Source organism: Alsobacter soli, assembly GCF_003004785.1.
GTDB lineage: Bacteria > Pseudomonadota > Alphaproteobacteria > Rhizobiales > Beijerinckiaceae > Alsobacter > Alsobacter soli.
Map to the genome: position 1 here is coordinate 28,478 of NZ_PVZS01000030.1, position 13,611 is coordinate 42,088.

General features: G+C 69.5%; 10 protein-coding genes and 1 tRNA gene. 8 read left to right on the forward strand and 3 right to left on the reverse strand.

Going from position 1 to position 13,611, the window contains the following annotated elements; translation table 11 throughout:
• Window positions 1–304: 304 nt before the first annotated feature.
• Together dnaE and recJ are read left to right on the forward strand one after the other, a co-directional pair.
• Entirely contained in the window at window positions 305–3,778 is a 3,474-nt protein-coding gene (gene dnaE, locus SLNSH_RS20260; protein ID WP_106339361.1) for a DNA polymerase III subunit alpha, read from the forward strand.
• 222 nt (window positions 3,779–4,000) lie between these two features.
• Complete coding sequence (gene recJ / locus SLNSH_RS20265) at window positions 4,001–5,800, forward strand: single-stranded-DNA-specific exonuclease RecJ (protein ID WP_106339363.1); 1,800 nt, start codon at window positions 4,001–4,003, stop codon at window positions 5,798–5,800.
• A 1-nt stretch (window position 5,801) separates the two neighbouring features.
• Here recJ and SLNSH_RS20270 read toward each other — a convergent pair whose 3' ends face one another.
• On the reverse strand, window positions 5,802–6,740 hold the full coding sequence (locus SLNSH_RS20270; protein ID WP_245422426.1) for a DMT family transporter: 939 nt from the start codon (window positions 6,738–6,740) through the stop codon (window positions 5,802–5,804).
• Window positions 6,741–6,936: 196 nt separating this feature from the next.
• On the opposite strand from SLNSH_RS20270, the gene SLNSH_RS24990 reads away from it, so the two are divergent.
• The 6 genes from SLNSH_RS24990 (at window position 6,937) to SLNSH_RS20300 (ending at window position 11,738) form a co-directional block, all read left to right on the forward strand.
• A tRNA-OTHER gene (locus SLNSH_RS24990) sits at window positions 6,937–7,048 on the forward strand.
• Between the two features lie 260 nt (window positions 7,049–7,308).
• Window positions 7,309–8,376: a hypothetical protein gene (locus tag SLNSH_RS20280; RefSeq protein ID WP_146140324.1), complete on the forward strand. Its 1,068-nt coding sequence runs from the start codon at window positions 7,309–7,311 to the stop codon at window positions 8,374–8,376.
• Between the two features lie 172 nt (window positions 8,377–8,548).
• Window positions 8,549–9,355 (forward strand): DUF2092 domain-containing protein, encoded by an 807-nt coding sequence (locus SLNSH_RS20285; RefSeq protein WP_106339369.1) that lies wholly within the window; start codon window positions 8,549–8,551, stop codon window positions 9,353–9,355.
• On the forward strand, window positions 9,352–9,654 hold the full coding sequence (locus tag SLNSH_RS20290; protein WP_245422427.1) for a hypothetical protein: 303 nt from the start codon (window positions 9,352–9,354) through the stop codon (window positions 9,652–9,654). The genes SLNSH_RS20285 and SLNSH_RS20290 overlap by 4 nt, the downstream gene beginning before the upstream one ends.
• 55 nt (window positions 9,655–9,709) lie before the next feature.
• Window positions 9,710–10,402 carry a hypothetical protein gene (locus SLNSH_RS20295; protein ID WP_146140325.1) on the forward strand — a complete coding sequence of 231 codons (693 nt, stop codon included), beginning with the start codon at window positions 9,710–9,712 and terminating at the stop codon, window positions 10,400–10,402.
• A 1-nt stretch (window position 10,403) separates the two neighbouring features.
• Window positions 10,404–11,738, forward strand: a complete 1,335-nt coding sequence (locus SLNSH_RS20300; protein WP_106339375.1) for a DUF2254 domain-containing protein — start codon at window positions 10,404–10,406, stop codon at window positions 11,736–11,738.
• Here SLNSH_RS20300 and SLNSH_RS20305 read toward each other — a convergent pair.
• Window positions 11,735–12,586, reverse strand: a complete 852-nt coding sequence (locus tag SLNSH_RS20305) for a universal stress protein (RefSeq protein ID WP_106339377.1) — start codon at window positions 12,584–12,586, stop codon at window positions 11,735–11,737. The two genes, SLNSH_RS20300 and SLNSH_RS20305, sit on opposite strands and share 4 nt — an antisense overlap.
• Window positions 12,587–12,673: 87 nt before the next feature.
• The gene (locus tag SLNSH_RS20310) at window positions 12,674–13,600 is read right to left on the reverse strand and encodes a 2-hydroxyacid dehydrogenase (protein ID WP_106339379.1); all 927 of its coding nucleotides are present in this window, start codon (window positions 13,598–13,600) and stop codon (window positions 12,674–12,676) included.
• Window positions 13,601–13,611 lie beyond the last annotated feature (11 nt).

Sequence of the window (13,611 nt, forward strand, 5' to 3'; positions counted from 1 at the left end):
CCGTCCGAGCCGGCGTTAACCCTAGGCGGTGGATTCCGGGAACGTCAACGAGACATGCTTGCAACGAGAACAAAAATCGAACAAGCTAAGTGCATAGACAGAACACGGAGGTTCCGCCATGGTCCGCACCTTCATCGCCGATGTCGCCGAGCTCGCCGCCCTGGGCTCCTTCGCTGCCGCCATCCTGGTCTGGGCGCAGTTCGTGGGCGCCTGACGGGAGCCGTCCCCAGCCGCGTCGTCGCGCCGGCTGGACCCGGCGGCCGGGCGCGGTAAACATGCCGGGCTCGCCAGGGAGACCACAGCGTTGAGTCGCATTCTCGGAGACGTCGGCTTCGTGCACCTGCACGTGCACTCCTCCTTCTCGCTGCTGGAAGGGGCGCTGCGCATCGACGAACTGAAGAAGCTCGCGCTGAAGGACGCCATGCCCGCCCTGGCGCTGACCGACAGCAACAACCTGTTCGGCGCGCTCGAGTTCTCCGAGAAGATCTCCGGGGCCGGCATCCAGCCGATCACGGGCATCGAACTCTCGGTCGAGTTCGGGGACGAGAAGCCCAGCCGCAACGGCCTGCCGCCGGCGCGGCCCAGCCTCGTGCTGCTGGCCATGACGGCCACCGGCTACGCCAATCTCATGCTGCTGAGCTCCCGCGCCTATATGGGCCCCGCGCCCGGAGAGCCGCCGCATGTGCAGATCGACGAGTTGCTGCGCCTCAGCGAAGGCCTGATCTGCCTCACCGGCGGGCCGGACGGGCCCATCGACAAGGCGCTGGCGGCCGGCCAGACCGACATGGCGACAGCGCGCCTTGGCGCGCTCGCCGGGGCCTTCGGCGACCGGGTCTACGTGGAGATCCAGCGCCACGGGCTGGATGGGGAAAGCGCCGTTGAGGGAGACCTCATCGCGCTCGCCTATGATAAGCGCCTGCCGATCGTCGGCACGAACGAGCCTTACTTCCCCAAGCCGGACGACTACGAGGCCCACGACGCGCTGCTCGCCATCGCGGAGGGGCGGCTGGTGTCCGATCCCGACCGGCGCCGCCTCTCGCCCGACCACGCCTTCAAGACGCGGGCCGAGATGGTGGCGATCTTCAAGGACCTGCCGGAGGCCGCCGCCAACACGGTCGAGATCGCCATGCGCTGCAGCTACCGGCCGCGCACCGGCAAGCCGATCCTGCCGCGCTTCACCACGGGCGACCACGAGGACCCGGCGCTCGTGGTGGCCGAGGAAGCGGCCGAGCTGCGCCGCCAGGCGCACGAGGGCTTGGCCCGTCGAATCGCCAACCACGGCATCTCGCCCGACCTGACCGAGGAGGACTACTACAAGCGCCTTGACTTCGAGCTCTCGGTCATCGAGCGCATGAAGTACCCCGGCTACTTCCTGATCGTGGCCGACTTCATCAAGTGGGCGAAGTCGCAGGACATCCCGGTTGGCCCGGGGCGCGGCTCCGGCGCCGGCTCCCTCGTCGCCTACGCCACCACCATCACCGACCTCGATCCGCTGCGGTTCGGCCTCTTGTTCGAGCGCTTCCTCAACCCGGAACGCGTGTCGATGCCGGACTTCGACGTCGACTTCTGCCAGGACCGGCGCGAGGAGGTGATCCGCTACGTCCAGGGCCGCTACGGCCACGACCGCGTGGCGCAGATCATCACCTTCGGCTCCCTGCTCGCCCGCGGCGTCATGCGCGACGTCGGCCGCGTGATGTCGATGTCCTACGGCCAGGTGGACAAGCTGACCAAGCTCGTGCCCCAGAACCCGGCCAATCCCGTGACGCTGGCCCAGGCCATCGAGGGCGAGCCCAAGCTGCAGCAGGCCGCCGAGGAGGATCCCGTCGTCGGCCGCATGCTGACGGTCGCGCAGAAGCTGGAAGGCCTCTACCGCCACGCCTCGACCCACGCGGCCGGCATCGTGATCGGCGACCGGCCGCTCGAGCAGATCGTGCCGCTCTACCGCGATCCGAAGTCGGACATGCCGGTCACCCAGTTCAACATGAAATGGGTGGAGCCGGCCGGCCTCGTGAAGTTCGACTTCCTCGGCCTGAAGACGCTCACCACGCTCAAGACCGCCGTGAACCTGATCAAGCAGCGCGGCGTCGTGATCGACCTGTCCGCCATCCCCATCGACGACCGGACCACCTACGAGATGCTGGGCCGCGGCGAGACGGTCGCGGTGTTCCAGGTGGAATCGGCCGGCATGCGCAAGGCGCTGGTGGAGATGCGCGCCGACCGCTTCGAGGACATCATCGCCCTTGTGGCGCTCTATCGGCCGGGCCCCATGGCCAACATCCCGGTCTATTGCGCCCGCAAGCACGGCGAGGAGGAGCCGGATTTCCTCCATCCCAAGCTCGAGCCCGTGCTCAAGGAGACCCAGGGCGTCATCATCTACCAGGAACAGGTGATGCAGATCGCCCAGATCCTGTCGGGCTACTCCCTCGGCGAAGCGGACCTTCTGCGCCGCGCCATGGGCAAGAAGATCAAGGCCGAGATGGAGGTTCAGCGCGTCCGTTTCGTGGACGGCGCCGTGGAGCGCGGCCTCGACCGCCAGCAGGCCGACACCATCTTCGACCTGCTCGCCAAGTTCGCCGACTACGGCTTCAACAAGTCCCACGCCGCAGCCTACGCGCTGGTCGCCTACCAGACCGCCTACCTCAAGGCGAACTACCCGGTCGAGTTCCTGGCCGCGTCCATGACGCTCGACATGTCCAACACGGACAAGCTGTCGGAATTCCGCCGCGAGGCCCAGCGCCTGGGCATCGTGGTGGAGCCGCCGAACATCAACCGCTCGGGCGTCACTTTCGAGGTGCACCCGGACGGCAAGGGCGGCTACGCCATCCGCTACGCGCTGGCCGCCGTGAAGGGCGTCGGGGTGCAGGCGGTGGAGAGCCTGGTGGCGGCCCGCAACGAGGGCGGCCCGTTCAAGGACCTGTCCGACCTCGCCCGGCGCCTCAACCCGCGCATGCTCAACAAGCGCACGCTGGAGAACCTGATCGCCGCCGGCGCGCTGGACGACCTGGAGCGCGACCGCGCACGCTGCGTCGCCGCGCTCGACGCCATCATGGCCGAGGCCAACCGGACCCAGGAGCAGGCCGCCGCGGGACAGGCGGACATCTTCGGCAGCGTCGGCCAGCTCGAGCCCATCCGGGTGCCGCCCTACGAGCCGTGGCTGCCGTCCGAGCGCCTGCAGCGCGAATACGACGCCATCGGCTTCTTCCTCACCGGCCATCCGCTGGACGAATACGCCCACGTGCTGGAGCGCCTGCGCGTCCAGCGCTGGGCCGACTTCGCCCGCGCCGTGCGCGGCGGCGCCTCCATGGGCCGCGTCGCCGCCACCGTGCTCGACAGGAGCGAGCGGCGCACCAAGTCGGGCTCCAAGATGGGAATCTTCGCCCTCTCGGACCAGAGCGGGCACTTCGAGGCCATCATCTTCTCCGAGGGCCTGAACCAGTATCGAGATCTCCTCGAGCCGGGCCGCGCCGTGGTGCTCACGCTCCAGGCCTCCGCCGAGGGCGAGGAGGTGAGGGCGCGCATCGGCACGGCCGAGCCGCTCGACGTCGCCGCCGAAAAGCTGAAGAGCGCCATGCGCATCTTCCTGCGCGACGAGAAGCCCGTGCGCAGCATCCAGGAACGCCTGCGCGAGCGCGGCGACGGCGAGATCTCGCTGGTGCTGATGCTGGAGCAGGGGCAGCGCGAGGTGGAGGTGAAGCTGCCTGGCCGCTACAAGGCCACGCCCCAGATCGCCGGCGCGCTCAAGGCCGTGCCAGGCGTCGTCGCCGTGGAGTTCGCTTAGGCGGGCGCGAAACCCTCCCGCAAAGGGAAGGGAAGGGGCGAGGGCGGGCGCCACTGCTCTCACCGTCCTTGCGAGGAGCGCAGCGACGAAGCAATCCAGGGCGGCGGCCGAAGCACCCTGTTGGGGTCGCTTGGCCCCCGTTGACGGCAAGACGCCACTTTCCCGTGGACGCCCGTCCGCGCCCGATTCCACGACTCGTCCGCTTCCGCTACACACGGCGGCATGACTCGTCCCTTTCTCGGCGTCGAGCGCTCGGCCACCGGCCGGCGCTGGCGCGACAGGCTTGACGACGCCGGCCAGGCTGCGGCGCTGGCCATCGTCCAGGACCATGGGCTCGACGACGTGCTGGCGCGGGTCCTCGCGGGCCGGGGCGTGGCCTCCGCCGAGGCGCCTGCCTTCCTGGAGCCGCGGCTTCGACACCTCCTGCCGGACCCTTCGTCCCTGATCGACATGGACGCCGCCGCGGCCCGCCTCGCGGACGCGGTGGAGAGGGGTGAGACGGTCGCCATCTTTGGCGACTACGACGTGGACGGCGCCTCGTCCTCGGCGCTGCTGGGCTCCTACCTGGAAGCCTGCGGCCTCAGGACCATCATCCACATCCCGGACCGCCTGATCGAGGGCTACGGCCCCAATGTGGAGGCCATCCGCAAGCTGGCCGGCGCCGGAGCCAAGCTGCTGGTCACGGTCGACTGCGGCACCACCAGCCACGAACCGCTGGCCGAAGCCGCCCGGCTCGGCCTTGACGCCGTGGTGATCGACCACCACCAGGCGCCCGAGGTGCTTCCCTCCGCCAGGGCGATCGTGAATCCCAACCGCCTGGACGACCTCTCCGGCCTCGGCGCGCTGTGCGCCGCCGGCGTCACCTTCGTGTCGCTGGTCGCGCTCAACCGCGAGCTGCGCAAGCGTGGCTTCTGGACCCGCCGCGGCGGCGAGCCGGACCTCATGGGCATGCTGGACCTCGTCGCGCTCGGGACCGTCGCGGACGTGGTCCCGCTGGTCGGCCTCAACCGGGCCTTCGTGCGCCAGGGCCTCGCGGTGATGAAGGCGCGCGCCCGCGTCGGCCTGCGCGCCCTCTGCGACGTCGCCCGGCTGGACGGCCCACCACGTCCCTATCATCTCGGCTACCTGCTCGGCCCGCGAATCAACGCCGGCGGGCGCATCGGCGACGCCGCGCTGGGCGCGCGGCTGCTGATGACGTCCGACGAACTGGAAGCCCAGTCCATCGCCGCGACCCTTGATCGCCTCAACGGCGAGCGTCAGGCCATCGAACAGGCGATGGTCGCCGAGGGCGTCGGGATGGCGCTCGGACAGGTGGGCATCGACGAACAGGGCGCGGCCCTCATCGCCGTGGGCTCCGGCGAGTGGCATCCGGGCGTCGTGGGGCTCGTGGCCTCGCGCCTCAAGGAGCGCTTCGGCCGCCCGGCCTTCGCCTTCGCGTTCGGCGAGAACGGCCTCGGCACGGGATCGGCCCGCTCCATCCCGGGAGTGGACATCGGCCGCGCCGTGCGCGCCGCGGTGGACGCTGGAATCGCGGTGAAAGGCGGCGGCCACGCCATGGCCGCCGGCGCCACCATCGCCAGGGAGCGACTGCCGGATCTGGCCGCGTTTCTGGAGGACCGGTTGGCCTCCGCCATTGCGGCGGCCCGAGCCGATCGGGGCTTGGCCATCGACGCGGCCATCACGGCGGGCGGCGCCCGGACGGAGCTGATCGCTCGCATCGAGGCCGCGGGGCCCTTCGGGTCCGGCCATCCCGAGCCGACCTTCGCGCTGCCCTCGCACCGGCTCCTGGACGCCACTGAGGTGGGGCGCGGCCACGTCAAGGTGCGTCTGAAGGCGGGCGACGGCTCCACCTTGGACGGCATCGCCTTCGGGGCTGCAGAGCAGCCGCTTGGCCGCGCTCTTTTCGAGTCGCGCGGCCAGTCGGTTCACGTCGCCGGCCAGCTCTCCGTCGACCGCTGGCAGGGCAACGAACGCGTCCAGCTGCGCGTCAGCGACGTCGGGATCCCGGCCGGGCGGCCCTGAGCTAGCGCCGCCGCGCCTGGCGCGCGATCTGCTGCTCGCGCAGAAAGATATAGAGGCCGGCCGCCACGATCACGGACGAGCCGACGAACACGGCGGCTTCGGGGATGTCCCCGAACACGATCCAGCCCAGCAGCACCGCCCAGGCGATCTGGGTGTACTGATAGGGCACCACAACGGCGGCGGAGGCCAGCTTCAGGGCTTTGTTCACGCAGATATGCGCCACCGTGGCGACGACGCCCAGCATCCCGAGCAGCAGGAAGTCGCGGGGCGTGGGCGTCACCCAGTGCACCGGCGCCAGCACGGCCCCGAAGATGAGGGCCCCCAGCACCTGCCAGGTCACCAACGTCGTCCCGCTGGTGTCGCGCAGCTTGCGCGTGGTGATCATGAGCAAAGCGAAAAGCAGGCTGCCCGATACCGCCACCAGCGCCGGCAGGCCGAACGCGGCCTCGGACGGCCGCATGGCGATCACCACCCCAGCGAATCCCACCAGCACGGCCGACCACCGCCGCCAGCCGACCTTTTCGCCCAGCAGCGGCCCGGCGAGGGCCGTCACCCAGATCGGGCCGGACAGGTAGAAGGTGACCACGTCGGCGAGCGGCAGGTAGGCCACGGCCCAGTAGAAGGCAGCCACCTCGGCCGTCGAAAAAACGATTCGCAGCAACTGCATGCCGGGCCGGGCGGGCGCGAGCACGCGGCCTACGCCCTCCCGCAGGATCGCGGGCGCAAGCAGGAGCAGGGCGAACAGGCTGCGGATGAGCAGCACCTGGCCCACGCTGTAGGTGGCGACCAGCCACTTGCCCATGACGTCGTTGCAAACGAACAGGAAGATGCCGAGCAGCATCATCAGGATGCCCAGCCCGGCGGTCGCGCTTGCGTCCTCGGCCACGGGAGGCCGCACGCCCTCGACCGGCGCGCCCCCGACCGCCATCTCAGCCGCCACGGCGCCCTCTGATTGCTTCTCCGGCGTCCTCGGATCGCGCCGCTGCTCTGTCCCCAACGCCGTTCTCGCCCCCATGGATCAGCACGCCTGTCTAGCGCGGGAGAGGGGCGCTGGGGAGAGTTTTCCGGAACTGCATTTCACCCTCCCGAGAAGGCTTGTCGCCCGCCCCGAACCCGCCTATAAGCCGCCTCACGCTGCGCCCATCGTCTAGCGGTCTAGGACGTCGCCCTTTCACGGCGAAAACACGGGTTCGAGTCCCGTTGGGNTTCACGGCGAAAACACGGGTTCGAGTCCCGTTGGGCGCGCCATATGCTTTCAGCATCGAACAAACCCAGCCTGCCGCTTGATTGCGGAGCGCGCTCGTTTGCTTGAGCGCTCGCAGGGGAGCCTCCTGCGGCATTCTTCTTGGAAATCGCAATCACGGTTCCGCCAGGCGCAAAACAAGACAATATGGCCGCTGTTACAATTCGTCACGAAATGTAGGGCGCTGTCATAAAGAGGTCAGGGGAGCGGTTACTTCCCCATCATCCAAGCGTACTACTCCTTTCTGCGTCCGTATTCGAGCGAGTTGATTGTCGACTTGACTTCCCCTTACCGTATCCTGCAAAACGGTGGGGAGGCGACTTTGTCTACTCTCGAAGCGAAGCGCATCGCCTTGGAAAGCGGTCTGGTGGAGCAATGCGTCGAGGCGATTTGCGCCAGCAGTGACTTCCGCCGTTCGGAGCGCCTCAAGCGTTTTCTGCGCTATATCGTCGCCGAGAAACTGGCGGGGCAGGATGCCCGCCTGAAGGCCTACTCGATCGCTCTCGCGGTTTTCGATCGGCCCACCTCCTTTGATGCGCAGATCGATCCGGTGGTGCGCATCGAGGCCGGACGGCTGCGACGCGCCCTGGAGCGCTACTATCACGCGGCGGGCCGGGACGACCCTCTTGTCATCACGGTGCCCCGCGGCGCCTACGTGCCGCGCTTCGAGCTCCGACGTGATGGCCGCGGCAGCCCTGATGACGATTCCCAGGACGCCGCCGAAGGCGTCGATAGCCTCGGAGACCCGCTTCGGGATGGCGGTGACGCCATCGAGGTCGCCCGGGACGCAATCGCGAGCAAGGTCCCTAGGGTCCCCAGGACTGCGGACGGCCCTTGGCGCTGGGCCCTCGCGGCGCTTGGCCTGTCGCTGATCATCGGCGCAATGGCGGCATGGGCGCTGGGCGCGGCTCCCACCGCGTCGACCCGGACGCCGCCCCTGGTCGCGGTCACGCCCTTCGTGGGCGCGCTTGGCGACGAGAAGGCGGCGCGGATCGCGCAAGGGCTGTCGGAGGAATTGATCGACCGGCTGGCGGCTTCGGGCGAATTCCGGATCCTCGGCCGTGAGGCCGCCCGCCAGGCGCCGGACGGCGACCTCGTCGCCGCCTGGGCGCGCTACAAGGTGCGCTATGCGATCGAGGGCAGCGTTCTCGCCGCGCCTGGCGGCGGGCTCCTGACCGCCCGCCTGGTGGATGCGCGCAGCGGCCAGGTTCTATGGAGCGAACGCCATCCGATCCCCAGCCAGGAGGGCGTTGCCGCGATCCAGGCCGATCTTGCGAGCAGGCTGTCCGAAGCGATCGGCCGGGCATTGGCGGCCGGGCCCCGGAAGATGTGAGCGCATCTTCGCGCCCGGCGGCGGCTGATCTGGCTCAGCATGAGCCAGCCCCCCGCATGGCAAGCTTCGCTCATCGATCACTCTTCGCGACCGCGGGCGGGATCGCTCCGGACGCGGTGTGGTCGCAGCCTGATCACTCCCAAAGCAGCTTCCTAGGACGAGGGAGACCGCCATGGCGGGAACGCACCCCATAGCCCGACGGACCCGGCGCGCCGGGCGCGCCCTGATCTGTCTTCTCGGGACCGGCCTCCTGTCCGGACTGGGCTCCCCGGCCCGGGCGGACGAAGAGGCCATGCAGTTGCTGAAGAAGACGAGCGACTACCTGGCGAGCCAGCAGACGATCTCGATGAAGTTCGACAGCGATATCGAGATCGTGACGCCCTCGCTCCAGAAGATCCAGTTCGCCAGCTCGGGCGAGGCGCTGCTCAACAGGCCAGACAAGCTGCGCCTGACACGCCAGGGCGGCTATTCGGACGTGGAGCTGATCTTCGACGGCGCGACGGTCACACTGCATGGCAAGAACGCCAACGCTTATGCGCAGGCGCCCTTCACCGGCACCATCGACGGCCTGGTCGACAAGCTCCGCACCGAATTCGCCGTGGATGCGCCGGGGGCGGACCTGCTGCTGGCCGACATGTTCAAGCAGCTCAGCGCGGACGTCCTGGACGGTAAGCACATCGGGCAAGGCGTGGTGAACGGGGTGGAATGCGAGCATCTCGCCTTCCGCGGACCCGAAGTGGACTGGCAGCTCTGGGTGGAGGCGGGCTCCAATCCCGTTCCGAGAAAATACGTGATCACCAGCAAGATGGTGACCGGGGCGCCGCAATACACGCTGCGGATCAAGGACTGGAGGTCGGGATTGCCTGCCCAGCCGGACGCCTTCGTGTTCCAGCCGGGCGAGGCCAAACGCGTGGACGTGAAAGAGGCGGCGGGATGGGACGAAGTGCCCCCGGCCGAAAACAAGGGGGCGGCGCAATGACACGGCGGATCGCTTTCGCATCAAAAATGGCCCTTGCCGGGCTCGCCGGATTCGCGGGCCTGCTCTTGGCGGACCAGCCCGAGCTGGTCTCCCGCAGTTCATGGACGACCACGGCTGAAGCACGCGTCGGGCGCCCGATGACGCCGATGAGCTATGCCGGGGTGGCGCGCCGGACCACGCGGCGGGCGGTGGCCGTAGGGGCGGCGGGCGCCGCGACCTACGGCGCCTACAACTACTACGCCCCGGGCTGCGCCCAGGTCGTGGACGCCTACGGGCGCATCTACTATCGCTGCCCCTAGACTGGCTCACCACCGGCCTGCGGGAGCGCCCGCAGGCCTCCAGGGGCCCTTCGGAATGGCTGCCACCGCTCGAGCCAGGTTGAAGACGCCGCGGGCCGCCGCCTTCGCGGGAATCGTGTTCGCGGTCGTCATCCTGGTCGCCTTCGCCATCCTCCTGCAGGCCATCCAGCCCAGGGCGGGGGACACTGGCGCATGGGCTCGGGACAAGGCTTCGGCGGTGAACTTCGCGCTTCAGCTCATCCCCGTGGCGGGCGTCGCCTTCCTCTGGTTCATCGGCGTGCTGCGGGACCGCCTTGGACCCGACGAGGACAAGCTCTTTGCGACAGTGTTCCTGGGCAGCGGCGTACTGTTCGTGGGGCTGCTTTTCGTGGCCGCCGCCGCCACCAGCGCCATCGTCTTCGCCGCCCAGGAGCCGGGGTTCCTGGCTGGCGCGACATTCAGGCTGGCCCGCTCGCTGGCCTTCGACCTGACCAGCGTCTACGCGATGAAGATGGCGTCCGTGTTCATGTTCACGGCCTCGTCGTTGATCGTGCGCACCGGCTTCACTTCGCGCTGGACCGCCGCGCTGGGCTACGGCCTGGGACTGCTGGTGCTGCTGTTCAGCCAGTCCGCGCCGCTGACGCTGTTTCTGTTTCCGCTCTGGGTGCTGACGGTCAGCCTCACGATCCTGTGGGAACAATGGCGGGACGCAGAGCCCCGGGCCGCCGCCCGGGAGCCCGCCAGCCCGCCGCTCGCTCCGGAAGCGTGACATGCGCCTCTGGCTGATCCCCACCTCCTACACGGCCGCGAGCGTGGCGGCGGCGACGGTCGTTCCGCGGCTCGAGCAGGCCTGGGCTCCTGGCCTGATCCATGGGATGTCCGCTGCCTCCGCCACCGCATTCCTGTCGGCCACGGCGTCAGGCATGCTCGCCATGACGGCGATCGTGTTCTCCATCGCCTTCGTGATGGTGCAGTTCAGCGCGGTCGCATACTCGCCGCGCCTGGTCCTGTGGTTCGCTTCGCGGCCAGGCCTTTACCATGCGCTCGGCGTCTTCATGGCGACCTTCGCCTACGCCATGGCCGCCATGATGTGGACCGACCGGTCGGGCAGCGGCTCCGCGCCCCTGATCTCGACCCTGCTGGTGATCGCCCTGCTGATCGCCAGCATGTTGGCCTTCGTGCTGCTGGTGCAGAGCCTGTCGGGGCTGCAGATCACCGAGGTCCTTTGCCTCATCGGCGACCGCGGCCGCGACGTCTTGGCTGCGCCGAGTTCCGTCTATCGCGCGCCAAGTCGCCTCAAGGACAGATGCGCCGGCCCGCCCGTGGCCGATCTGGGGCCGCCCGTGCGCACGCTGCTGCACGAGGGAAGCCCCCGCAGCATCACCGAGCTCGATGTTCGAACGCTGGTGGAGAGGGCGGAGGCGGCCGACCTCGTGTTCGTGCTGGCGTGCGGGGTCGGGGACACCCTGGTCGAGGAGAGCCCCATCCTGCATGTGCACGCCCGGGGAGGGCAGGCGACCGACTTCGACGAGCGCGCCGTCCGCGCCGCCGTCCGGCTCGGCCGCGAGCGCACGTTTGACCAGGATCCCAAGTGGGCCCTGCGCCTGCTCGTCGACATCGCCATCAAGGCCCTGTCGCCCGCGATCAATGACCCGACCACGGCGGTCCAGGCGCTGGACCAGATCGACGACCTGCTGCGCCGCATGGCGCGTCTGGATCTCGAGAGCGTGTGGGTCGGCGGCGCCGATGGCGCGCCACGGCTGTTCATCCCGCTGCCGAGCTGGAACGACATGCTGGCGCTGTCCTTCGACGAGATCCGGCAGTTCGGCGCAACTTCGGTGCAGGTCATGCGTCGGCTCAGGGCCGCGCTGGTCGGCCTGCAGGATGTCGCGACGGCGCCGGAGCGGCGCGATGCCGTCGACGGCTATCTGGATCACCTCGACCAGAACATCCGGAAATCGGTGCTGGACACCCAGGATCGGATCACAGCGCGGCAGATCGACCTGCAGGGCCTGGGCCTGACGCGGTCGCCGAAGCCGCCCGGGCCAGGGACGGCCCGGCCCAAGGCTCGGCCGAGCGCCCGGGAAGGCCCCTCGGGCGCCTAGTGAACCAGGAAAATCGGCACGTTGGCGTCCTGGATGAGGCGGCGCGTGCAGGAGCCGAACAGCGCGCGCAGGCCTTGGCGTCCATAGGCTCCCATCGCGAGGGTCGTCGCGCCGACCGCCTTGCTGATGTCCAGGATCCGCTCGGCCTTGGAGACCGCACCGTCCGTCTGGACGCCGATCGCGCGCGCGTCCCCGCAGTCGTAGCGGCTGAGCAGCCGACATGCGGCCGACGCCGTGTGCTCCGCCTGCGCGACTGTCGGCCCTGCCGTGACCACATGCACGGTCCTGCCGGCGCCAAGGCCAAGCGCCGCGAAGAAGTGCAGGGCGCGGGACGCCGACGCGCTCCCGTCGAAGGCGACCAGCGCCGGTCCGTCCCATGCGACGGCGCCCTCGTCGAAGCGCGGCAACAGGATCACGGGCCGGGGCTCGCGCCGGATCAGGTCTTCCACGCAGGGCGCCAGCGCGCCCTCTGCGCGATCCATGGCGAAGCACGCGTCATGGGCGACCATGATGGCGTCGTGCTCGGTCGCGGCGTCTTGGAGGAGCTGCACGGGATCGCCCCTGAGCGCGCAGGCCTCCCAAGAGAGGTCCGTGCGCGCCGCCGCGGCTTCGAAATCCTTCATCCCCGCAGCCACGCGCCGCTCGGCCGAGGCCATCTCACGCTGCTCCAGCGCATCCCTGAACGGCATGGCGCCGGCGGGCACAGCCTGCGGACGCCCGATCCACTCCGAGTTGACGATTCCGACGGCCGCGAGGTGGGAGCGGCGTCGGCTTGCGAGATCGAGCGCAGCGGCTGTGGCTGCTCCCGTGTCCTGTGACCCGTCCAGGGCCAGAAGAAGGCTGCGCATGGACCCACCTCGTCGCGACAAAACCGCGACCCGAGTATGCGGCGTGCCATTCGCCTGGCCTTGCGTCGGCGCAGATTCGAAAGAGCGCTACAGGGCGCCGGCCAACCGCCTGCGCTCGTCGTCCAGGATGGCCAGGGCGGCCGCGAGCAGCCGCTCCGTGGCTTCGCGCGTCTTGTAGGCCGCGTGCGACGTGAGCGTGACGTTCGGGAGGCTCGTGAACGGATGGCCAGCCGGCAAGGGCTCCGCGTCGAACACATCGAGCGCGGCGTGCCGGATCCGGCCCGCGTGCAGCGCGTCCAGCAGGGCCGGCTCGTCGACCAGCGCCCCGCGCGCCGTGTTGACCAGCAGGGCGCTGGGCTTCATGCGCGCGAGGCGTTCGCCGCCCAGGAAGCCCCGCGTCTCCGGCGTCAGCGCGAGATGCAGCGACACCGCGTCGCATCGGGCCAGCAGGGCGTCCAGACTTGCCGCTTCACAGGGCAGTTCGGGATCCACGCCGCTGCGGCTCCACGCAAGGACCTTCATGCCGAACCCCGACGCGATGCGGACCATCTCGCGTCCGATCCCGCCAAGCCCGATCACGCCGAGCGTCTTGCCGCCCAGCTCCATGCCTTCCGCCGGCGACCACACGCCGGCACGGACCTCGCGGTCCATGGTGGCGACGCCCCGCGCCGACGCGAGGAGAAGCGCAAAGCTGTGCTCCGCGATCGCGCGGTCGCCATAATTGACGATGCGATGCACCGCGATCCCGGCCCGTTCGGCCGCGTCCAGGTCGATGTAGCTGCCCGGGCCGCTGCCCAGGAAGATGATGGAGCGAAGCCGGGGCGCGGCGGCCAGCAGGGCGGCGTCCATGCTCGTATGGCCATTGATCACGATCGATGCGTCCCGGACGAGATCCGCCAGGCGGGCCGGGTCCGGGTCCCCCACGAATACGTCCATGGCGGCGCGCTGCTCGGGATGGGCCCCGAGCAACGTATCCATGAGCGCCGTGCAATCGATGTAGCGGACAGTGGTCACGCGCCGCCCCG